Raw genomic sequence first — 22,297 nt, 5'->3', positions numbered from 1 at the left:
CCAGTCCTCCCGGTGCCTTTTAGTTCACCAGCTTATAGATTGATTGCAGCATGACCTGCGCGTCTGTCGATGAGCCACTGGCAACTGCAGTAATGCGGAATGACGGCGACCACTGGGCAAAAATATCCGGATCCGGGTCCGCATTGGTTGGGTCCCTTGGCACGAAGCACCGGAACTCAATGATATACCGGGCATTCTCAACGGTTCCGGTTACCTGTGTCTGAATAGATCTTGTCTTGCTCGCATCGGCCCAGAGTGCGCTGTTCTCCCACTCTTTCGTTGTCCCTGCATCACAGCTAGACACAGGAGTGGAAGAATTCTGGAACTCACCATGGAAACACAGCCCGCCATTACAACTTGACGAATAGCAGTTGGTTCCGGAACAGGCGGGATCCGTCAAAGCCCGATCGATATCAAAGGTTGTCTCTACAAACTCCTCGGCGTCCAGCAAAGCGGTCTCAGCCGTCTGGAAAGCAAGGTCATGATCACGGAAATTACCGCTCATTTTCTCTTCCAGATTGGTCATGTTCATGGCACTGACACCAACAATGGTCAGCAACAACAGGAACACCAGGCTGACAATCAGAACACTGCCTCTATTGGATCTGGACTGGATAATCATCGGTTTCTCAACCTCACTGTTCTGACGAAGTTTCGAACAATTGGAGCACCGTCAACCTGTGTCAGACTCTGTGCTTCCACATCAAGGCGAACGGCTATTACATCATTCCACTCATCTGCGGCCTCCACCACATCCGCAGTTTTGTACTGAATGTTGCTTCCGTCCCTGACACCGTAAAGAATTTCCAGATCTGAGACGCCTTCAACCAATGGCTGTTCAGTCGTTGAACCTCCCAGATAAGCAGCTCCGAGATTTACTCTGTAAAGCGTCGGGCTGGATATGGTGGCTACCTTGTCGGGATCTTTGATGTAGTAACCAATCGACTTGATAGAGAAAACGGTCGACCCATCGGAATAGGCCGTGCTACTCGCTCCTGCGGTATTGTCGCAATCGAAATTGCCCTTCAGGGCTTTCGTACAGTTACCAACCCCGGAAGTCCCACCAACGGTAAATGTCTTACCGGTATTATGAACCGCATTGTTTTTGGTTCCGGAACTGGGCCCGGTCAACAAAAATATCCCCTGACTGGAGCAATCACTATCGACAATCATGAGTATGCTGCCCACATCAAATTCATGGGTACCCACGATTGAAATTTGTGCTGCGTCGGGATTGTGGTTTGTCACAGGGAATTCATTGTCCGTGTCCGCCATATGAACAATGACCGCATCGGTACCGGCAAGCGCATCCGGGAATTGCGCCGCAGGCGGCGTTCCGGTGAACCCCTCAATTCCCTCCCCAAAACTGGCGAGTGATGGTGGAGGGTTCTCAACGCTGTTCGCCGTGGGCATCTCATTACTGCAACCGGTATAGCCAGCCATCCGGATATCGCTCGACAGAAACTCAAGGCTGAACCGGCCATTTTCCTGCACCTGGGAAACCGCATCCTGAACCTGATAGTCCTGTTTTGCGGATATAAAAATGGTAATCACACCAGCAGAGAGCAGCAGACCCAACACCAGTGCCACCATCAACTCAACGAGAGACAGGCCTGCCTGCCTGGCGCGATGGTAATTCATAGGGAGATGTGCCATCAGATCCTTACCCTGTAACGAAATATCTGGTCGGTTGCGCTTTCAGTGCTGCTGAACTCAACCTCGATTACATAACCTTGCCACGGAGTTGCAGTGCCGGTTGCCTCGGGTGTCAGCTCAACAAGCCCCCCGGGGAGCACCTCCTCAACCCGGGCCCGCCACTGCTGGAAATCAAATGCTGCGACTTCTGCAGGCGTACATTCATTGGCCGTACAGTCTTTGCCCCCGGTGGGAACCGTTTCCGTTTTGGTAAAGGTATAAAGCGCCGAGTTCGTTCGTGCCGTTTCCTGGTTTGCCCTGAGACGGTCCGCCATATCCATTGCCAGCAACGTAGCCTGAGTTCTGAAATAGGCCTCGTTGTTGAATCGAAGGCTCTGCGTCTGGAGGCCCGCCAGCCCCAGCAGCCCGATGGCCAACACCAGGACCGCAACAAGTACTTCAATAAGCCCTACACCCTGCTGGTGACGATAATTCATTTGTCAGCTACCCTTCATCGCTCGGCCCGTAACACCCAGATCGACTGTCCTGTCGTACTTGCTATCAGATGAGTGCGCAAAGGTGATAAGCCCATCGCCTCTCAGCAACATACCGCGACTGTTGTAGGTAATTCGATCATCGCTGCCGCCATGGGACATGCTTACCGCCCCTTCAAGGCCGGCGACACTCCTTACCACACGATCATCCGTATCAAGATTTCCATCCTGATTTCGGTCGACAAATACCAGCCAGCCATCATTCCAGGAGAGACTGTCGTCGCAACTGGTGGCGTTGGCTGATTTGCAGATGGTCACAGAGGTTCCGGACTTGATTGCTTCACTGCGGGCATAATTCAGTACCGTGAAAAATTCATCGCGGCTGAACGAGACGCTATTGGAGACAATGATATTCCGAAAGGAGGGGACTGCGATGCCCGCAATAATCCCGACGAGCGTCAGGGTTATGAGCAGCTCAATCAGCGTAAAGCCGTTTCTGGAAAACTTGTTGGACATGGTTCGCTTCCATTCTTGCATGGTGGAAGATTAAGCAATCTTCACAAAGCCATCCATAGCTTTTCGACGAGCGGTTACTGAAAAGAGATAGGCGGTATCGTGAGGTAGCGGTATGTGACGCGTGTCATTGTTTGAACAAACACCAGGCTCAAACCCTCAGGACACCTCCACCACATCAATCCGCAATTCTCTGGGCATGGAGAAAACGATATTCTCCTCACGGCCCGACACCTCCTCCGGCATATCACCACCAAGCTCCCGAAGCCTGGCGATCACATCATTCACCAACACTTCCGGCGCGGAAGCGCCAGCGGTCACGCCGATAGAGGTCTTGCCGTCAAGCCATTGCGAGTCGATCTGAGAAGCTTCATCAATAAGGTAGGCAGGAGTGCCCATACGTTCGGCCAGCTCCCGCAGGCGGTTGGAGTTGGAGCTGTTGGGAGAGCCAACCACCAGCATCAGGTCGCAGTCACCGGCGAGCTGTTTCACCGCATCCTGCCGATTCTGGGTGGCGTAGCAGATATCGTCCTTGCGAGGCCCCTGGATTTCCGGGAACTTCGCCCGCAGCGCATCAATTACGCGGGCGGTATCATCCATGGAAAGCGTTGTCTGGGTCACATAAGACAGCTTCGAAGGGTCTTTTACCGCCAATTCGGCAACGTCTTTCTCGTCTTCAACGAGATAGATCTCGCCACCATTGCCGTGATCATACTGGCCCATGGTGCCCTCAACTTCCGGGTGGCCATGGTGACCAATCAGAATACATTCACGGCCGTCACGACTGTATTTCATGACCTCCAGGTGAACCTTGGTAACCAGCGGACAGGTGGCATCAAAAACCTTCAGACCACGGCGTGCTGCTTCCTTCTGCACCGCCTGGGACACGCCGTGAGCACTGAATATCACCAGTTTGTCGTCAGGCACCTCTTCCAGTTCGTCGACAAAAACAGCACCACGCTCACGCAGGTTATCCACCACAAACTTGTTATGCACAACCTCATGACGCACATAGATAGGCGCACCAAACACATCCAGGGCACGGTTCACGATCTCAATGGCACGGTCTACACCGGCACAGAAACCACGGGGATTAGCGAGTCGGATTTGCATATTAATAATGGCCCTGCGATATCAAAAAAGTCTGCGGAAGTCGGTGGGCAGGCCACTTCGGGATCGTCAAAAACATGGATGTTTTTGTCGAGCGTACATGGACGTATTCACCGCGTATCCCGAAGTGGCCTGCCCACCGACTGACATGCACCTTAATAAAAGGCTGCGATGTCAGTGAGCGGCCCCAACAGGCTCCACATCAATAATTTCCACCTCAAACGTCAGTGTACGCCCCGCCAGAGGGTGATTAAAGTCCACCTCAACCTGATCCCCCTCAACATGGCTCACCACCCCCGGCAGCTCACTCTGGCGAGCATCCGCGAACGAGATCATAACGCCTTTTTCCAGCACCATATCAGCGCTGAATTCGCTGCGCTTGAAGGTCTGCACGTTATTCGGATTATGTTGCCCGAAGGCCTTCTCCGGCGGCACTTCATAGCTGTCCCGATCACCGGCCTTCATGCCCATCAGATAGGCTTCAAAGTTCTCCGGCAGGTTTTCATCACCGATCTCCAGCGTCGCCGGCTCCTTCTCGAAGGTGGAATCAATGACTTCACCATCACTGAACTTCAGCGCGAAATGGAGAGTGACACGGGTGCCCTTATCTATGGGAAGTTCTTTCATTAGCAGCTGTCGCTCCTGTCTTCCTTCACTCCGGGTCGCCGTCAGGCTCCCGGGGTTTACGGAAAATGTCGAGAATCATCATGCCGGCACCAATGGTGATGGCGGTGTCGGCAATATTAAAAGCAGGAAAATGGTAGCCGTTCCAGTAGAAATGCAGGAAATCCACCACATAGCCATGCACAACGCGGTCGTATACGTTGCCAAGAGCACCGCCAAGGATCAATACGATGGCAATGGCCGACCAGGTTTCATGGCGCCGCAGGGATTTCAGCCAGTACACCAGCACCACACTGACCACCAGCGCCAGAGTGATGAAGAACCAACGCTGCCACCCTGCAGCGCCGGCCAGGAAACTGAACGCGGCGCCCGTGTTGTGCAGCAGGGTCAGGTTGAACATCGGCATCACCGGCACCGGGTTGCCATAGGTCAGCATCGCGGTTGCCATAGCCTTGGTGCCCAGGTCCAGCACAATCACCAACACCGCCAGCCAGAGCCAGCGGAGCTTGGAGCCGGTTACTTCCCTATCGTTCATTACGCTTTCCACAGTCCGGCTTCCATCAAGCAAAGGAGCGGGTCTCACCCTGCCCTTCCACATTGGTCACACAACGGCCACAGAGATCGGTGTATTTTTCATTCTGGCCAACATCCGCGCGGTGGTGCCAGCAACGCTCGCATTTGGCATGGCCGGCCGGAGCCACTTTGACCAACAAACCTTCATGGGAGGTCTGTTCGGCATCACCAGCTTCTGACACCGGTTTCACCGTTGCCTCAGAGGTGATGAGCACAAACCGCAACTCTTCGCCCAGATAGTTGAGGTCATTCGCCAGATCGCCTTCACAGTAAAGTGTTACTTCCGCACTCAGCGAACCCTTGATCTCACCACGGCCACGGGCCTCTTCCAGGCGCTTGTTCACCGCTTCCTTGACGCTGTATATGCGGCTCCAGTAATCACGGCCCAGCTCGGCGTTTTCCGGCAGTGCCGTGAGGCCTTCATACCAGGTTTCATAGAACACCGTTTCACCGCGCTTACCCGGCAGGTGCTGCCAGATTTCATCAGCAGTAAAGCTCAGGATCGGCGCAATCCAGCGCACCAGCGCCTCTGCCACATGGTACAGGGCCGTCTGGCAGGAGCGACGCTCGCGGCTGTCGGCCTGGGTGGTGTACTGGCGGTCCTTGATGATGTCCAGATAGAACCCACCCAGGGTGGCCTCACAGAAGTTGTAAACCTTCTGGTAAATGCGCAGGAAGGCGTAATTCTGGTAGTCCTCATGCAGCTCTTCCTGAAGCCTCAGGGCCTTGTCCACCATCCAGCGATCCAGAGCGATCATATCTTCCGGTGCAACAGCGTGCTGTTGCGGATCAAATCCGGTGAGGTTACTGAGCAGGAAGCGGGCGGTATTACGGATTCGGCGATAGCCATCCGCCGTCTGCTTGAGGATATCCTTGGATACCGTCATCTCACCGCTGTAGTCGGTGGCCGACACCCACAGGCGCAGGATATCCGCGCCCAGCTCGTTCATGACCTCCTGTGGCGCAATCACGTTGCCCAGGGACTTGGACATCTTGCGCCCCTTGCCATCAACCGTGAAGCCGTGGGTCAGCACCTGCCTATAGGGTGCAACGCCATTCATCGCAATGGAGGTTTTCAGGGACGACTGGAACCAGCCCCGGTGCTGGTCAGAGCCTTCCAGGTACATATCCGCCGGGAACTGCCCCAACTCTGTACGGGGGCGCAGTACCGACTCATGAGTTACACCGGAGTCAAACCACACGTCCAGTGTATCGGTGACCTTTTCGTAATGGTCAGCGTCACTGCCCAGAAGCTCGGCGGTGTCAATGTCGTACCAGGCGTCAATCCCGCCCTTCTCGATTTCCTTTGCCACCGCTTCGATCAGGTTCTGGGTATCCGGGTGCAACTCCTGGGTTTCCTTGTGGATAAACAGCGTGATCGGCACGCCCCAGGTACGCTGGCGGGAGATACACCAGTCCGGGGACTGTTTGAACATCGCCTCAATGCGGTTCTGCCCCCAGGCAGGGATCCACCGTACACCCTTGATGGCTTCCAGAGCGTCATTGCGGAGGTTTTCCTTGTCCATGCTGATAAACCACTGCGGGGTTGCACGGTAGATCAGCGGCGTCTTGGTTCGCCAGCAATGTGGGTAGCTGTGGCTGAATTTCTCGGCCCGAACCAGCTTTCCCTCACGCTCAAGTGCCGAGCACACCGGGTCGTCCGCCTTGTATACGTGCACCCCGGCAAATTCGCCAGCGGCCTGGGTGTAAGTGCCGTCGGCCTTGACCAGGCTGATGGTATCGATGCCGTAGGCCTTGCCCACTTCAAAGTCTTCGATACCGTGGTCGGGAGCCGTGTGAACGGCGCCGGTACCTGCGTCAGTGGAGACATGGTCTCCCAGGATCAATGGAACCTGCTTGTCATAAACGGGGTGATGAAGAGCCAGCTTTTCCAGTGCGGCGCCCGGTACCGTGGCCAGAACCTCGAAGTGGTCGACACCCCAGCGCGACATGATGCCATCCACCATCTCGGCCGCCAGAATCATCCGCTCAGGGCCCTGGCCGGTATCTACCTGCACCAGCGCATAGTCCAGCTCGGCATGAATGGACACCGCCTGGTTGGCCGGAATGGTCCAGGGGGTGGTTGTCCAGATCACAACCGATACATCTCCCTCACCCTGGTCCGTGCCGAACAGGTCGAGTACGCGTTCCTGATCCACTACCGTGAAACGCACATCGATCTGTACCGAGGTCTTGTCCTGGTACTCGACCTCTGCCTCCGCCAGCGCGGACTGCCCTACCACGCTCCAGTACACCGGCTTGAAGCCACGCACCAGGTGGCCCTTGGCAACGATTTTACCCAGGGCACGCACAATCCCTGCTTCCACTTTCGGGTCCATGGTCAGGTAGGGCTTTTCCCACTCACCCATCACTCCCAGGCGGATAAAATCGGCTTTCTGGCCGGCAATCTGTTTGGTGGCGTAGTCACGACAGGCCTGGCGGAAGGTCTTGTAATCCACCTTCACTCCGGCCTTGCCGATTTCCTGCTCCACCTTGTGTTCAATGGGCAGGCCATGGCAGTCCCAACCCGGCACGTAGGGTGCGTCATAACCCATAAAACTACGGGATTTGACGATCATGTCCTTGAGAATCTTGTTGACCGCATGACCGATATGAATGCTGCCATTGGCGTAAGGAGGGCCGTCGTGGAGGATGAACTTCTCCCGGCCTTCGCGCTGCTTGCGCAGGGTGCCGTAGACATCCAGATCCTGCCAGCGCTTGAGCATGTCCGGCTCACGCTTGGCGAGGTTACCGCGCATCGGGAAGGCGGTTTCAGGCAGATTCAGAGTGTGCTTGTAGTCGCTCATGGTAATGGTGCGTAGCTCAGGTTGTTAAATGTCGGTCAGTGTCCGGTGGCCAGGGAGCCATGGTCTGCAATCCATGCCCGGGCGTTGTCGAAATCACGGGCAATCTGCTTTTTCAGGTCATCCACCGAGTCGAATTTCACCTCGTCCCGCAGTGCATGGCGGAAGACCACATCAATACGCTGGCCGTAAAGTGTGCCAGCAAAGTCAAACAGGTGCACTTCCAGCGATGGTTGCCTGCCATCCACTGTGGGGCGCAATCCGATGTTGGCAACGCCGTCCAGCACACGGCCATCCGCCAGGGTAGCGCTGACAACATAGACACCTTTCAGGGCTGGCATGTGGGGCAACAGGACATTGGCCGTTGGCGCTCCGATCTCCCGACCGAGCTGACGCCCGTAAACCACCCGCCCGCGAATACGGTAAGGGTGACCCAGCAGCTCTTCAGCCTCTTCAATCCGGTTCTCTGAAAGCACCTGACGGATACGGGTGCTGCTGACCCGCTCACCGTTCACGGTCACTGTGCGGGTATTTTCAACGGTAAACCCACGCTGCTCACCCACTTCACGCAACAGCCTGAAATCGCCGGCGCGGTCGCATCCGAAACGGAAGTCGTCTCCCACCACCAGATGGCGGACTCCGAGGCCATCAATCAGTACGTCTTCAATAAACCCCATGCCGGAGTAACTCCGGAACCGCTCGTTGAAACGCAGGCACAGGACAATATCAATGCCCGAGGCCAGCAGTGCCTCGAATTTCTGCCGGAATGCCGTCAGCCGGGGCGGCGCGTCCCGGCCCTGGAAAAACTCCCGCGGCTGGGGCTCGAAAACCATCACCACGGAAGGTACCCCCAGCTCCAGGGCTTTTTCATGGACCTGATCGATGATGGTCTGATGCCCAAGGTGGACACCATCGAAGTTCCCGATGGTCGCAACACACCCTTTGGCCAGCGGCCCCTCGGCCTGCTGCGCAAAGTGTTTCAGGTTGGTCAGGCCCCGGATCAGACGCATGTAAAGCGAACCCTTGTTTGCCAGCGGTGCATGGTTTCACTGGTGAGAAAACGCGCGATTATAACCTACCTGTGGCGGAAATGTCTTACCCGAACCCCGGCCAGTGCCAACACAATAAAATACACGGCAATGCCGGAGACTACGAGAATACCCATATCCGTGGCCCGTTGAAGGCCGCCGGCCCCCAGCCACCGATCCACCGGCGGCTGCAGCCACAGGATTGTCCCTGTCAGGGCGGCGTTGGCAAGCCCTATCTGAATCAGGAATCGGCGCCAGCCCGGCTGCCACTTCCAGGCACCCTCCTTGATCAGACCCCGCCACAACAGGCCTGTGTTCAGCCACGCTGACAGAGACGTGGCCAGCGCCAGCCCTGCGTGTGCCAACGGGAAGATCAGTGCCAGGTTGAACACCATATTGGCCACCATCGCAATGATCCCGATCTTGACCGGGGTCTTGGTGTCTTCGCGGGCAAAATACCCGGGCGCCAGCACCTTGATCAGCATGAAAGCGAGCAGGCCTGCTGAATAGGCACGCAGGCTCTGGGCCGCCATGGCGACATCCCGGTCGGTAACCTCCCCATAATGGAACAGGGTTGCGATCAATGGTTCCGCCAGCAGGGCCAGGGCCAGTGCGGCCGGTAGACCAATCAGAAGTACAGCCCGTACAGCCCAGTCCAGCGTCGCCGCAAACTGGTCTGCCGACGCGGCGGCGTGTTTGCGGGACAGGCTGGGCAGGATGACCGTGGCGATGGCAATACCAAAGACACCCAGCGGCAACTCAGAAAGCCTGTCCGAATAATAGAGCCAGGAAACACTGCCGGTCTGCAGGAAAGAAGCAAGCACGGTGTCCAGCAAAAGGTTGATCTGACTGACTGACACCCCGAACAGCGCTGGCACCATCAACTTCAGTATGCGGCTGACACCCTCATGCTTGTAATCCACCTTTGGTCGCGGCATCAGCCCCAACTGCATCAGGAAGGGAATCTGGAAGAACAACTGCAATGCACCGGCAATAAATACGCCCCAGGCCAGAGCAATGATGGGCGTTTCCATCAACGGGGACAGGAAGATGGCTGCCCCGATCATCGCCAGGTTCAGTAGTACCGGGGTGAAAGCGGGTATGGCAAAGCGGTCATAGCTATTGAGGATGCCGCCGGCAAAGGCCGTCAGTGAGATCAGCAACAGATACGGGAAGGTGATCCGCAACATGTCGCTGGCAAGGCCGAATTTGAGGTCGTCGTCCAAAAAACCCGGCGCGAAAACCGCGGTCAGCAACGGCGCCCCCAGCATGGCGACAGCAGTCACTCCCAGCAACACCAACCCAAGGGAACCGGCCACTGCGTTGACCAGGCGCCGGACTTCGGTGACGGACTCCTGCTCCCGATAGGAGGAAAGCACTGGCACAAAGGCCTGGGAAAAAGCCCCTTCGGCGAACAGGCGACGCAGGAAGTTGGGAATCTTGAAGGCGACAAAAAAGGCGTCAGCGCTGGCGCCGGCACCAAAATAGCGGGCAATCACCATGTCCCTCACCAACCCAAGGACTCGTGAGAGCATGGTCATTACGCCAACGACTCCGGACGACCTCAGTAGTCCCGGTGGTTTGGGCAACGCCTTCTGTTGCGTTTCTGTCTGCTCAGGTTCGGACGACATTCGTGGCCTGGAAGATGATTTGGTAAACTTCGGACAATTCGGGAGCACAACGGGCCCGGTTTCGGTAATTCCCTAGGACCATCGAGAAGTACTCCTGCGACGAGCGGCGAGTTTACCACAGGCCTTGTGAATACCGGGATGAAATAGCGTTGAGTCTTGACATTTTGGGACGTTGGCGGCATAGTTCCGCGTCATTTATTTCGACGCGCTGGTTTTGGCGCGCCCGCGATTTTTACGAATCGTTTCACACGAATTTCGGATTTCACAGATCTCAGGAGTTATACGGTGGCAAATTCCCCGCAAGCCAAGAAGCGCGCACGTCAGAACGAGAAGAACCGCAAGCATAATGCCAGCCTGCGTTCCATGGCGCGCACTTACATCAAGAAAGTCCAGGCCAACATTGAAGCTGGCAAGCCGGAAGAAGCGCAAGCGGCTTTCCTGAAGGCTCAGCCGATCATGGACAGCATGGTTAACAAGGGTGTGTTCGCCAAGAACAAGATTGCTCGTCAGAAGAGCCGTCTGAGTGCCCGCATCAAGGCTCTGAAGAGCGCGTAAAACGCTCTTTCGGAACTTTAATGAAGAAACCGGCCAGATTGGCCGGTTTTTTTGTGCCTGTCTGCTTCTTGCCTTTATGACTTCGAGCACAGTCAGGGCTGATCACCTACTCCGAAAACACGCCGTGAACCCATCCATGGGGGCTCGGCATTGCCATCCATGGCAATGCACGGTTTTCGGAGTAGGTGATCAGCCCTGCCTCCAGAGTTGGGAGAGAACTTCTAGACAATCACCATGTTGTCTCTGTGGACCATTTCTTCATCGGAGATGTAGCCCAGTACTTCGGTAATCCGGTCGCTGGAGCGGCCGGCGATGGCTCTGGCTTCGTCGGCGTCGTAGTTGACGAGGCCGCGGGCGATTTCTTTGCCGGTTTCGTCGACACAGGAGACCATTTCGCCGCGGCGGAACTGGCCGGAGACGCTTTTTACGCCAACCGGCAGCAGGCTGCGGCCGCCTCGGCAGAGGACGTTGACGGCGCCCTGGTCTAGGGTGAGTTTGCCGCGGGTCTGGAGGTGGCTGGCCAGCCATTGCTTGCGGGCGGCGATCCGGCCCTGTTCGGGGAGCAGGAGTGTACCGATGCTTTCGCCGTCACGCAGGCGGGAGATGGCTTTTTCGATCCGGCCGCCGACAATGACAGTGAAGGCACCGGAGCGCGCCGCCAAACGGGCCGCGCGGACTTTGGTCTGCATACCACCGCGGCCCAGGGCGCCCGCTCCGCCTGCGGCCATGGCGTCGAGTTCGGAGTCGCTGGCGCGGCGTTCGTCGACCATTTTTGCGTCCGGGTTTTTGCGGGGATCCTTGTCGAACAGGCCGAGCTGGTCGGTGAGTATGATCAAGCCATCCGCTTCGATCAGGTTGGCAACAAGAGCGCCCAGGGTGTCATTGTCCCCGAAGCGGATTTCATCGGTGACCACGGTGTCGTTTTCGTTGACGATGGGCACCACGCCGAAATCCAGCAAGGCTCTCAGGGTACTGCGGGCGTTGAGGTAGCGTTTGCGGTCAGACAGATCATCGTGGGTAAGCAGGATTTGAGCGGTATGAATGTCATGGCGCTTGAACTGGGCCTCCCAGGTCTGCACCAACCCCATCTGGCCAACGGCGGCTGCGGCCTGCAGCTCGTGCAATTGCTCAGGGCGAACAGTCCAGCCCAGGCGGCTCATGCCCTCAGCCACAGATCCTGAAGACACAATAACCACTTCAACCCCATCACTGACCAATTCGGCAATCTGGTCCACCCATAACCCCAGGGCGGCCACATCCAGACCACGGCCATCGTTGGTCAGCAGCGCGCTTCCGATTTTAACAACCAGGCGGCGGGCCTGGCGGAGCTGGGTGCGTTTACTCATTGACTTCCAATCCACGGAACGGTCGGGCAGATGCCCTGTTGCTGGATACGCGGTAAATACGTCCATGTACGCTCGACAAAAACATCCATGTTTTTGACGATCCATCAACAGGGCACCTGCCCGACCGATGATACTTGGCAGTTAACTCAGACAAAAAAGAGCCGCTATTCAGGAGCGTAAACCACTTCCACGTCGTAATCATCGTCATCGAAGTCGTCGTCATCATCGTCGTTCTGACGGGCCTCACGGCGGAACTGGCGCTCAGCTTCAATCCTGGCACGCGCCTCTTCGTCCATCTGGCGACGGCGCGCAGCTTCTCTCTCGGCGAACTCGGGATTCTCCGCCTCTTCCCGGGCCTGATCTTCAATCCAGCGCATTACTGCCTGGGTAAGCGGCTTGGTGCCTTCGCCGCTAAGGGCGGAGATACTGAATACCGGGCCTTTCCAGCCAAGCTCGTCGACAATTGCCTGGCAGTGGGCCTCCCGCTCTTCTTCCGAGACCATATCCACCTTGTTCAGTACCAGCCAACGCTCTCGGTTAGCCAGGGTTTCACTGAATTTTTCCAGTTCGTGCTCGATGGCGCGGACGCTGTCTACCGGTGAAGAGCCGTCATAAGGCGCCACGTCCACCAGGTGCAGCAACAAGCGAGTGCGAACCAGGTGCTTCAGGAAGCGAATACCAAGGCCAGCGCCCTCGGCCGCTCCTTCAATCAAGCCCGGGATATCAGCAATCACGAAGCTCTGGTGAGCCTGTACGCTGACCACTCCCAGATTCGGCACCAGGGTGGTGAACGGGTAGTCCGCTACCTTTGGCCGGGCCGCCGATACCGAACGGATAAAGGTGGACTTGCCCGCGTTGGGCATGCCCAGCAAACCGACATCCGCCAGCACTTTCAGTTCCAGCCGCAGGTTGCGAAGCTCACCTTCGGAGCCTTTTGTGGTCTGGCGCGGAGCCCGGTTCACCGAGGACTTGAAGCGGGTATTGCCCAGGCCGTGGAAGCCGGCCTGAGCCACTTTCAGTCGCTCACCGGCGCGGGTCAGATCGCCCAACACTTCGTGGGTGTCCATGTCCACAACCGTGGTGCCCACTGGCACTGGCAGCACAAGGTCTTCGCCCTTGATACCGGTACAGTTACGGCCGGAGCCCGGCTGCCCGTTCTCCGCCTTGTGTTTGCGCTGGAACCGGTAATCGATCAGCGTATTGAGCGCGCTGTCGGCTTCCAGGTACACAGACCCACCGTCGCCGCCGTCACCACCATCGGGGCCACCTTTGGGCACGTATTTTTCACGGCGGAAACTCAGGCAACCGTGGCCGCCCTTGCCCGCCTCAACAATGATGGTGGCTTCGTCTACGAACTTCATTCATTAACCCTTTGCGCACTGCGCATAAACTAAAAAGCCCCGCAGCCTCAAGGAAGCTATGCGGGGCTCCAGGTGGCTCTGATATCAAATCATATCAGGGCCGCCCAAGGTTCAACAGAACCCGAGATCGCCGCTGCTTACGCAGCCGGAACGATGCTCACGAACTTGCGGTTCTCAGGACCTTTCACCTCGAACTTGACCTGACCATTTGCAGTTGCAAACAGAGTGTGGTCCTTGCCGAGGCCAACGTTGTTACCCGGATGGAAACGGGTGCCGCGCTGACGAACAATGATGCTGCCTGCAGATACAGTCTCACCGCCGAAGCGCTTCACACCAAGTCGTTTCGACTCGGAATCGCGACCGTTACGGGTACTACCTGCTGCCTTTTTATGAGCCATTACAAGCCTCCTTATCTAAGGGGTTACTCGAGGGTCTTAGCCCTTGATACCCGTGATCTTGACTTCAGTAAACCACTGACGGTGGCCCTGACGCTTCATGGAATGCTTCCGACGACGGAACTTGATGATCTGGATCTTGTCGTGACGGCCGTGATTGATCACTTCCGCTGTCACTTTCGCACCATCAACAACCGGCGCACCAACCTGAACCTTGTCACCATCGGCGATCAGCAGAACGCGATCAAACTCGACGTTGCCGCCAGTCTCGACTTCCAGCTTTTCCAGCTTCAGAGTTTCGCCTTCTTTTACACGGTGCTGCTTACCACCGCTAACAATAACTGCGTACATTAACGTTCTCCGCGATTGACCCATCCCTGCTCTTATCCACCTGGTTCTAAGGGAAGCGCTTCGGCAACCCTATAGCAGGGAGCGCAGGTTGGGATGAGTTGGGCGCGTGATTGTACGAAAAGCGCTGACGCTTTACAAGCCAAGTTGACACTGATCACCGCAATACCTAGCATTGCGGCACCTGCCTATTTTACCAACGAAAACACCAGACAAGGGACCGGACCAGCCGCATGACAGCCCAGCCCATTTACGACACCGTCGCGGACGACTTCAGCCGCGTCAACGATCTGATCATCAAGCGGCTCTCCTCAGACGTTCCCCTGGTGGAAAAAATCGCCCACTACATTATTGAAAGCGGCGGTAAGCGCCTGAGACCACTACTTGTTTTACTTTCAAGCCGTGCGCTGGGCTATGACAGGGATGACCATCTCAAGCTCGCCGCAGTGATTGAATTCCTTCACACCGCGACACTTCTGCACGACGATGTGGTGGACACCTCCGACATGCGCCGGGGCCGCAGCACCGCCAATGCCCGCTGGGGCAATGCCCCCAGTGTACTGGTAGGTGATTTCCTCTACGCCCGCGCCTTCGAGATGATGGTCGAGCTACAGAGCCTCCGCATCATGGACGTTCTCTCCCACGCCACAGCAGTCATTGCCGAGGGCGAGGTGTTACAACTGATGAACGTAAAGAATCCGGACGTCAGTGAGGAAAAGTATATGGAAGTCATCCACAACAAGACCGCCATGCTGTTCGAAGCCGCCTCCCATACCGGCGCCTTGCTGGCCGGTGCCGATGAAGACCGGGAACGGGCAATGAAAGACTATGGCAAGCACCTTGGCCTGGCCTTCCAACTGGTGGATGACGTTCTGGACTATCGCGGCGACGCCGAGGCCATGGGCAAAAACGTGGGCGACGACCTGGCCGAGGGCAAAACCACACTGCCCCTGATTTACGCCATGGCCGAAGGCAGTGACGACGAGAAACAACTGATCCGCCAGGCCATCCGCAAGGGAGGGCTGGACGACCTGCCCCGCATTCTCCAGATCGTCAACCGCTCCGGTGCGCTGGAGTACACCATGGGAAAAGCCAGGGAGCAGGCGGCGCTGGCGGCCGATTGCCTGAAAAGCCTTCCCGAGTCAGATCATAAAGAGGCGCTGGTACTGCTCACGGAGATTGCGGTTGCCCGGGTTAGCTAGGGCTTCCCCAAGACCAGTTTGTCGGATTACGCTTCGCTAATCCGACCTACGCGGGATGAATCAGAGGTCAGTGCAAATCGTAGGTCGGATTAGGCGAAGCCGTAATCCGACAAGCCCCAATCTTCTCACCTCCAGCTACTCACCCCAAGGCTTCCCGCCCATGAGGCGCATCAAAATCCAAAGCCGGCCCCACCGGCACAATCTGCGTCGGGTTAATGGTCCGCTGGCTTACATAGTAATGCCTCTTGATCTGTCCTAGATCCACCGTCTCCGCCACACCTGGCACCTGATACAGATCCCGCACATAGCCGGACAGGGCCGGGAAATCCGAAATCCGCTGCCGATTGCATTTGAAGTGACTGTAGTAAACCGCGTCGAAACGGATCAGCGTGGTGAACAGCCGCCAGTCCGCTTCCGTCAACCGGTTTCCCGCCAGGTAACGCTGTCCTGAAAGCCGTTCCTCCAGCCAGTCCAGAGAGTCAAACAGCGCACCATACGCCTCCTCATACTTGTCCTGGGCTGTGGCAAATCCCGCCTTGTAAACGCCGTTGTTAACCATGTGGTAAACCCGCTCATTCACTTCGTCGATTTCGCCCTGCAACTGTTCCGGATAGAAATCCAGATCATCCCGAACACCCTCAAGCCCATCGAACGCTGAATTGAGCATCCGGATAATCTCAGCAGACTCATTGCTGACAATCGTCTGCCTCTTCTTGTCCCAGAGCGTGGGCACCGTCACCCGCCCGGAATAAGCCGGTGCGGCCTTCAGGTACACCTCGTAAAGGAAGCGCTTACCGTTAACCTCATCCTGATGCGCAGCATCCTCCGGCCGGAACTCCCAACCGTTTTCCAGCATATCGGGATGCACCACCGACACGGAAATATGCTCTTCCAGTCCTTTCAGAGCCCGAAAAATCAACGTCCGATGCGCCCAGGGGCAAGCCATGGACACATAGAGATGATACCGCCCCGACTCCGCCGGGAAACCACCATCCCCGTCCGGCCCGGGCAAACCATCCGCCGTCACCCAGTTGCGAAACCTGGCGGCCTCACGCTCAAACTTGCCACCGCTTTTCGAAGTGTCGTACCACTGATCGTGCCATTTGCCATCGACGAGAAGTCCCATAATTGTTTACTCCTGAAGCTGATGCACTGAGAAGGCAACCGCGAAGTGAGGTGATCGCGCCAGGGATGGGTAGGAAAAACCGTGCATTGCCATGGATGGCAATGCCGAGCCCCCAGGGATGGGTTTACGGCGTGTTTTTCCTACCCATCCCTGGCGTGATCTGACTCCGAGCCTTCAAATATTTGAATAAGTCTGCAATCTTTAACAGGAAGAATACCGGCCACCCTGCTACGCTCTCAAACAATCAATTCTGGCCAACACAATCAGATAATTCGAACATGCACACAGCCATCACCATAGACGCCCTCAAAGTCCTCGATGCCATCGACCGCAAAGGCAGCTTCGCCGGTGCCGCCAACGAACTCTTCCGCGTACCGTCCGCCATCAGCTACACCGTCCAGAAGCTGGAGGAAGACCTCAACGTTGCCATCTTTGATCGCACCGGACACCGGGCTGCCCTCACCCCGGCCGGTCGCTACCTGCTGGAGGAAGGGCGCACCCTACTGGAAGCCGCAGAGAACCTGGCTCATACCACCCGCCAGGTAGCCCAGGGCTGGGAAACCCGTCTTCGGATCGGGATCAACTCCCTGTTACCGGCCCAATGCCTGTTCCCGGCGGTTAAAGAGTTCTATGAGCTCGGGGTGCCTGTGGAAGTACAACTGGTGGAAGAGGTTTTTGCCGGGTCCTGGGATGCACTGCAAAGTCGTCGGGTGGACATTGTCGTTGGTGCCGACCAGATGAGTAAACCGGCTGGCTCATTTACCACCCGCCCACTCGGGGAAATGCGGTTTGTCTACGCCATAGCGCCTGACCACCCCCTGGCCGCGGCAATACAACCGCTGACCGAAGAGGACATCGCCCAATTTCCTGCGGCTGTGGCAGCCGACACATCACGCTCGCTGCCTCCGGGCCATGCCGGCATATTCCGCCGCCAGAGAACCCTTACCGTTGCCAATATCGACCAGAAAATCGCCATTCAGGAGGCTGGCCTTGCCGTTGGCTGGCTGCCAGAAGCACGTGTGCGCGACCAACTGGCCAGAGGCACCCTGGTTGCACTGGATGTTCACGAACCCCGGCAACCGATCATGCTGCATCTTGCCAGACACTCGGAAGACCAGGGCAAAGCGCTGATGTGGTTCTGGGAAAAACTGGGGCAGTCACCAGCCATTACTGCCTGGCTGCAGGACTGAATCGGGCTAGTGTCCCGTCTGGACGGACATTGCTGAGGCAAAAGAGCCAACGGAATTGCCGCCCATTCGTTTATACTGCCCCGACGCAAGAACCTGTGAACGGAGTTCAAATCATGCGGCAGCTGTCTGAGCTGGATGCCTCATTTCTCTACCTGGAATCGGAAACCGCCCCCATGCACATTGGCGGCGTGTACCTCTTCGATGCCCGGGATCGGGATCAACCGCTGGCGTTCAGCACCTTTGTAGCCTACCTTCGCAGTCGACTCCATGTGGTGCCACTGTTCCGCCAGCGCCTCAAGGAAATCCCCCTGGGACTTGGGCGCCCATACTGGATTGACGATCCTGAATTCAGTATTGAAAGACACCTCGCCTACGTAAATCTTGGCGATCATGGCAAGGTCGGAAGCCTGATGGGGCTTGCCTCCCGAATTCTGGAGGAGCCACTGAAAAGAGACCGCCCGCTGTGGCACATTACCTTTGTTGACGGCTTTCAACTGGACGAGAACGACCCCGACAGCAAGAGCTTCGCGCTGATCGTCAAACTGCATCACGCAGCCATCGATGCATTCAGCGGTGAAGAGATCATTGGCAAGCTACTTGAGTACACACCGGAAGCCCGCATCATTGAGCCGCCCCGGCCATGGAATCCACAACCGGAGCCATCAGAAGAACGGGTTATACTCCAGGCCGGCGCCAACCTCCTGCGCAAGCCCCTGCAGGTAACATCACTGGCCTTCAACGCTGCGGAAGCTACGGCCAGAGGGCTGATTCAGAAACAGATGCGGAAACTGCCGCTGCCATTTCCATTGTTTTCCGCACCCCACAGCCCCTTTAACCGGCAGATTACCGCCAACCGCCAGATCGTTTCCACCAGCCTGGACCTGTCTCGCCTCAAGGCCCTCAAGGCAACTCTGGGCAATGTCACATTAAACGACGTGGTCCTGGGCCTGTGCGCAGAAACCCTGCACCGGTATCTGGCGGGCCACAACGTGAAAACCGACCGTTCCCTGGTAGCCATGACCCCTATATCTGTTCGCTCCAGCAGCCTGCGCAAGGCGACAGGAAACCAGATGTCCGCCATGCTCCTGGATCTGGCCACCAATGAACCGAATCCCGCGAAACGGATTCACCGAATCCACTGGAATGCCGTGGAGTCCGAGCCATACCGGGAAGCTATCGCAGCAGACCGCCTCACCGAACTGCTGCCCTCCACCATGCTGGCGCTCTCTGCGCGGCTCTATTCCGAGCTTCAGATAGCCCAGCGGTATCAGCCGGTCTTCAATCTTCCAATCACCAACGTACCAGGGCCCCAGGTTCCGCTATACCTCCAGGGGGCCAGGCTGGTTCGCCAGTTCAACTCCGCGCCACTGTTTGACAGTCTTGGGCTGGTTATCGTGGCGGTCAGTTACCAGGGCAGCCTCACTGTGAACTTTACCCTGTGTCCGGATGTAGTGGCCGACGGCGAATCGCTGACAGGCCTGCTGGAAGAAAGCCTGTCAGCAATCGAGTCCGCAGCTTTAACTCTTGCACCGGAGAGCGAGGAGCCGGAATACCACCAGGACAGTCATAAAACCCTGACCGATGAAGCGCTCACTTTGATGGAAGGCGCAATGCGGAAAGTGTTTCAGCGGTTTCGCCGTTAACGCGCGTTGGAAAGAAAGGGGGCGGGCTGAATCCCGCCCCTTCAGTGTTACTCGAAAGCCCAGCGCAGGAAAGTGCGCCGTTCTTCTTCACTGGCCTCGCCCCAAAGCGCCTTGAGCTGCTCCAGAGTGTCCTTACCAGCGTCACCCTTAGCGGTTGCATCAGCCTCTCCAGAGCCAACAGGCGCCCGTGCAACCCTGGATTCGCCGCTTGCGCGACCGTCCCAGGAGTCAGAAGTTGCAACGACCTTACCGGCCGCGTTCACAATATCCGAGGAGAAGTTACTGGCAAATTCCTGTGCGTCACTCCGGTTTGCCGGCGATTCGAAACTGAAAGAATAGGTTTCACCCGCACGGGCATCAATAGTCACAACCTGCGGATCGGTTTCAACAACATGGACTTTGGACTCTCCATTGCGGACAACTCCGCTTTTGGCCCAGATGGTCTTGTAGGTGAACACCACCTGATTTTCGCCAGGAAGAAGCTCGTAGTCCAGGGCCAGATCATCCATCAGGAAATTGGTCAGCTTGCGGCCATTGACCTGTTGCACCTGGATCTGTCCGGGGGCTTTGAGTTCCGCAGTTTGTGAGGAATTTGCGTCTCCGTCCCAGGTTTTCACATTGCTCATGGTAGAGCTGCACCCGACAAGGGCGAACAACCCGACAAGGGCTGCCGCCAGGAATCGCGACTTCTTGAAAAAAAACGAAACGTGATAGATGCTCATGTTATATCCTTGTGCTGAGAACCGAGTGATACCCGTCGGATGATCGCTGGTGATTGAAAGGCATTTTGAAGAGTGACTGTGTGAAGAGCAAGACATGCCGCCTGTTTACAGCAGCCTGATGACAGTTCGATTACGTGAACGGAATCACGCCAGAGCGATAAATGTAAAAAAATGTTGAATTTGGCGGGAATTGATTTAATTTTAGACAATCGGTGAACAAATCATTCTACTGCTCGGCATAACGAAAACGATAAAGGGCTCAGGAGAAAACATGGACACCCAACGTCGGTCCGGAGAAAACGGTCCCGCACCTTTCCGAAGCAGTCGGTTCTTCTGCGTCGGAAGCAAGTGGTACTTCACGACCCGGGAGGGCTTTGACAGCGGTCCTTTCGCCTCCCGTCAGCGCGCGGAAACCGGTTTGAGGCGTTTTCTGCATGTCGTCCGGCTTCTTCCGGAAGAGCAACAGATTCACTGAACCGGGCCGCCCTTCCCGCCTCTGAAAAGCAGAAAAGCGTTCAGACAATGACCGGCATCAGCCACCGGTCAATGGCGAACAGGCTGGCCAATGCCATAAAACCCGCCACCACATCATCCACCATGATCCCGAGACCCCCGGGCATATACCGATCAAGCCAACTGATGGGCCAGGGCTTTACCACATCAAACAGCCGGAACAGCGCGAACGCCAGAAGAACGCCATACACCGTGTCCGGAAACAGCCCAAGAGCGATCCACATACCCACAAACTCGTCCCAGACAATCCCGCCGTGGTCATGAACCTTGAGGTCTTCTGCGGTCTTTCCACACAGCCAGATGCCCACCACGAAAGCGGCCAGCACAACCACCCAGTAGGCAACGGGAGGTAACCAGGAAAAACAGAACCAGACCGGTATCGCCGCCAGACTTCCCCAGGTACCCGGAGCTCGCGCCGCTGCACCACTGCCAAATCCGAACGCGAGAAGATGGACCGGATTCCGCAGAAAGCCGGGCGGCAACAGAGCATCGGGGACTTCGGGCTCCTGAGGGTTGTTATCGCTACTCATGATTCAGTTCCTGAAATGATCATAGCCGCCTGCCGGGAGGGCTTGTGAGTGGCCATCGTGCATGATGGTAAGTCCTTCCCCGGATACTATCTCACCAATGATGGTCAGTTCGCTGCGAACGTTCTCTGGCAGAAATCTCCAGGCCTCCGGACTGATGGTGATGCATAACTCATAATCATCACCGGCGTTAAGTGCCAGGTTGACTGCCTCCTGGCCGGCAAGTCGCCTCAATGGCGCCGACAACGGGAGTTTCCCCACCTCGAGACGAGCGGCTACCCCAGAGGCCTCGAGAATATGCCCCAGGTCCGCCACCAGCCCATCTGATATATCCACGGCAGAGGAAGCACGGCCACGCAGGGCCGAGCCGAGGGAAAGCCTTGGTTCCGGATAATGGTATCTGGCCAACACCGCTTGTTCATCCGGCCCGGGATTACCGCTGGAAAGGTAATGCAGGGCGGCACCTGCGTCCCCCAGAGTGCCGGAAACACAGATATAGTCCCCAACCCGCGCCCCGGAACGCCGAATCGCCTGCTCGCGAGGGACCGTACCATGGACCTGAATGCTCAGTGTTAGCGGCCCACGGGTGGTGTCCCCACCCGCCAGCGACAAACCGAAATGACGGGCTGCGGTTGCCAGCCCGCGGGCATAGGCATGCAGCCAATCGGGATCGGCATCCGGTATCGTCAAAGCCAGAGTAAAACAGGCAGGATCGGCGCCCATGGCCGCAAGATCACTCGCCGCTACGGCCAGGCTTCGCCAGCCAAGCTTTTCGGGGTCATAGTGATGGGGAAAATGGACACCTTCGACCAGCGCGTCTACCGAGAAAACCAGATCACTGTCGGGGTCCACGCGCTGGATCGCACAGTCGTCACCGGGCCCGAGCAGAACCGCAGAGGTGCTTCCCGCCTCGGCGATGGGGAAGAAGTACCTACGGATCAGCTCGAATTCACCCAT

At 57.0% G+C, this 22,297-nt stretch carries 23 protein-coding genes; 5 read left to right on the top strand and 18 right to left on the bottom strand.

Annotated elements, in window-relative coordinates; translation table 11 throughout:
* Positions 1 to 19: 19 nt before the first annotated feature.
* From QPM17_RS19940 to murJ, 10 genes are all read right to left on the bottom strand, one after another.
* The gene (locus tag QPM17_RS19940; protein WP_285393181.1) at positions 20 to 622 is read right to left on the bottom strand and encodes a pilus assembly PilX family protein; all 603 of its coding nucleotides are present in this window, start codon (positions 620 to 622) and stop codon (positions 20 to 22) included.
* The gene (locus QPM17_RS19935) at positions 619 to 1,641 is read right to left on the bottom strand and encodes a PilW family protein (protein WP_285393179.1); all 1,023 of its coding nucleotides are present in this window, start codon (positions 1,639 to 1,641) and stop codon (positions 619 to 621) included. Before QPM17_RS19935 ends, QPM17_RS19940 begins: the two co-directional genes overlap by 4 nt.
* A 14-nt stretch (positions 1,642 to 1,655) precedes the next feature.
* Complete coding sequence (pilV, locus tag QPM17_RS19930; RefSeq protein WP_285393177.1) at positions 1,656 to 2,132, bottom strand: type IV pilus modification protein PilV; 477 nt, start codon at positions 2,130 to 2,132, stop codon at positions 1,656 to 1,658.
* Positions 2,133 to 2,135: 3 nt separating this feature from the next.
* Entirely contained in the window at positions 2,136 to 2,645 is a 510-nt protein-coding gene (locus tag QPM17_RS19925; RefSeq protein WP_285393175.1) for a GspH/FimT family pseudopilin, read from the bottom strand.
* 156 nt (positions 2,646 to 2,801) lie between these two features.
* On the bottom strand, positions 2,802 to 3,755 hold the full coding sequence (gene ispH / locus QPM17_RS19920) for a 4-hydroxy-3-methylbut-2-enyl diphosphate reductase (protein WP_285393174.1): 954 nt from the start codon (positions 3,753 to 3,755) through the stop codon (positions 2,802 to 2,804).
* Between the two features lie 171 nt (positions 3,756 to 3,926).
* On the bottom strand, positions 3,927 to 4,379 hold the full coding sequence (gene fkpB / locus QPM17_RS19915; RefSeq protein WP_285393172.1) for an FKBP-type peptidyl-prolyl cis-trans isomerase: 453 nt from the start codon (positions 4,377 to 4,379) through the stop codon (positions 3,927 to 3,929).
* 25 nt (positions 4,380 to 4,404) lie between these two features.
* Positions 4,405 to 4,911: a signal peptidase II gene (lspA, locus tag QPM17_RS19910; RefSeq protein ID WP_285393171.1), complete on the bottom strand. Its 507-nt coding sequence runs from the start codon at positions 4,909 to 4,911 to the stop codon at positions 4,405 to 4,407.
* A 25-nt stretch (positions 4,912 to 4,936) separates the two neighbouring features.
* Positions 4,937 to 7,756: an isoleucine--tRNA ligase gene (gene ileS / locus QPM17_RS19905; RefSeq protein WP_285393170.1), complete on the bottom strand. Its 2,820-nt coding sequence runs from the start codon at positions 7,754 to 7,756 to the stop codon at positions 4,937 to 4,939.
* Positions 7,757 to 7,791: 35 nt separating this feature from the next.
* Entirely contained in the window at positions 7,792 to 8,763 is a 972-nt protein-coding gene (ribF, locus tag QPM17_RS19900; RefSeq protein ID WP_285393168.1) for a bifunctional riboflavin kinase/FAD synthetase, read from the bottom strand.
* A gap of 65 nt (positions 8,764 to 8,828) precedes the next feature.
* The gene (gene murJ / locus QPM17_RS19895; RefSeq protein ID WP_285393166.1) at positions 8,829 to 10,412 is read right to left on the bottom strand and encodes a murein biosynthesis integral membrane protein MurJ; all 1,584 of its coding nucleotides are present in this window, start codon (positions 10,410 to 10,412) and stop codon (positions 8,829 to 8,831) included.
* Between the two features lie 285 nt (positions 10,413 to 10,697).
* On the opposite strand from murJ, the gene rpsT reads away from it, so the two are divergent.
* Positions 10,698 to 10,967 (top strand): 30S ribosomal protein S20, encoded by a 270-nt coding sequence (rpsT, locus tag QPM17_RS19890; RefSeq protein ID WP_285393164.1) that lies wholly within the window; start codon positions 10,698 to 10,700, stop codon positions 10,965 to 10,967.
* A 221-nt stretch (positions 10,968 to 11,188) separates the two neighbouring features.
* Here the strand turns inward: rpsT and proB are convergent, their stop codons facing one another.
* The 4 genes from proB to rplU all read right to left on the bottom strand — a co-directional run bounded on the left by proB (position 11,189) and on the right by rplU (position 14,420).
* Complete coding sequence (gene proB, locus QPM17_RS19885) at positions 11,189 to 12,313, bottom strand: glutamate 5-kinase (protein WP_285393162.1); 1,125 nt, start codon at positions 12,311 to 12,313, stop codon at positions 11,189 to 11,191.
* A 164-nt stretch (positions 12,314 to 12,477) separates the two neighbouring features.
* On the bottom strand, positions 12,478 to 13,674 hold the full coding sequence (gene cgtA, locus QPM17_RS19880) for an Obg family GTPase CgtA (RefSeq protein WP_285393160.1): 1,197 nt from the start codon (positions 13,672 to 13,674) through the stop codon (positions 12,478 to 12,480).
* A 137-nt stretch (positions 13,675 to 13,811) separates the two neighbouring features.
* A complete protein-coding gene (gene rpmA / locus QPM17_RS19875) occupies positions 13,812 to 14,072 on the bottom strand; it encodes a 50S ribosomal protein L27 (protein WP_137437961.1) in 261 nt (86 codons plus the stop codon).
* Positions 14,073 to 14,108: 36 nt separating this feature from the next.
* Complete coding sequence (gene rplU, locus QPM17_RS19870; RefSeq protein WP_285393158.1) at positions 14,109 to 14,420, bottom strand: 50S ribosomal protein L21; 312 nt, start codon at positions 14,418 to 14,420, stop codon at positions 14,109 to 14,111.
* Positions 14,421 to 14,650: 230 nt separating this feature from the next.
* Between rplU and ispB the strand changes: the two genes are divergently transcribed.
* On the top strand, positions 14,651 to 15,619 hold the full coding sequence (gene ispB / locus QPM17_RS19865) for an octaprenyl diphosphate synthase (protein WP_285393156.1): 969 nt from the start codon (positions 14,651 to 14,653) through the stop codon (positions 15,617 to 15,619).
* A gap of 139 nt (positions 15,620 to 15,758) precedes the next feature.
* On the opposite strand, the gene QPM17_RS19860 is transcribed toward ispB, so the two are convergent.
* Complete coding sequence (locus QPM17_RS19860; protein ID WP_285393154.1) at positions 15,759 to 16,745, bottom strand: glutathione S-transferase family protein; 987 nt, start codon at positions 16,743 to 16,745, stop codon at positions 15,759 to 15,761.
* 278 nt (positions 16,746 to 17,023) lie between these two features.
* Between QPM17_RS19860 and QPM17_RS19855 the strand changes: the two genes are divergently transcribed.
* Positions 17,024 to 17,935, top strand: a complete 912-nt coding sequence (locus tag QPM17_RS19855) for a LysR substrate-binding domain-containing protein (RefSeq protein ID WP_285393152.1) — start codon at positions 17,024 to 17,026, stop codon at positions 17,933 to 17,935.
* Positions 17,936 to 18,048: 113 nt separating this feature from the next.
* Positions 18,049 to 19,578, top strand: a complete 1,530-nt coding sequence (locus tag QPM17_RS19850; RefSeq protein ID WP_285393150.1) for a WS/DGAT/MGAT family O-acyltransferase — start codon at positions 18,049 to 18,051, stop codon at positions 19,576 to 19,578.
* Positions 19,579 to 19,625: 47 nt separating this feature from the next.
* Here the strand turns inward: QPM17_RS19850 and QPM17_RS19845 are convergent, their stop codons facing one another.
* A complete protein-coding gene (locus QPM17_RS19845; protein WP_285393148.1) occupies positions 19,626 to 20,300 on the bottom strand; it encodes a DUF2057 family protein in 675 nt (224 codons plus the stop codon).
* 271 nt (positions 20,301 to 20,571) lie between these two features.
* On the opposite strand from QPM17_RS19845, the gene QPM17_RS19840 reads away from it, so the two are divergent.
* Positions 20,572 to 20,775 carry a DUF6316 family protein gene (locus tag QPM17_RS19840; RefSeq protein WP_137437968.1) on the top strand — a complete coding sequence of 68 codons (204 nt, stop codon included), beginning with the start codon at positions 20,572 to 20,574 and terminating at the stop codon, positions 20,773 to 20,775.
* Between the two features lie 40 nt (positions 20,776 to 20,815).
* Here the strand turns inward: QPM17_RS19840 and QPM17_RS19835 are convergent, their stop codons facing one another.
* A complete protein-coding gene (locus tag QPM17_RS19835; RefSeq protein ID WP_285393146.1) occupies positions 20,816 to 21,343 on the bottom strand; it encodes a phosphatidylglycerophosphatase A family protein in 528 nt (175 codons plus the stop codon).
* Between the two features lie 3 nt (positions 21,344 to 21,346).
* Complete coding sequence (gene thiL / locus QPM17_RS19830) at positions 21,347 to 22,297, bottom strand: thiamine-phosphate kinase (RefSeq protein WP_285393144.1); 951 nt, start codon at positions 22,295 to 22,297, stop codon at positions 21,347 to 21,349.

Origin of the sequence: Marinobacter azerbaijanicus (assembly GCF_030250645.1) — a bacterium.
In the GTDB taxonomy this organism is placed as follows: Bacteria; Pseudomonadota; Gammaproteobacteria; order Pseudomonadales; family Oleiphilaceae; genus Marinobacter; species Marinobacter azerbaijanicus.
This window is presented reverse-complemented; position numbering and strand designations above follow the sequence as displayed.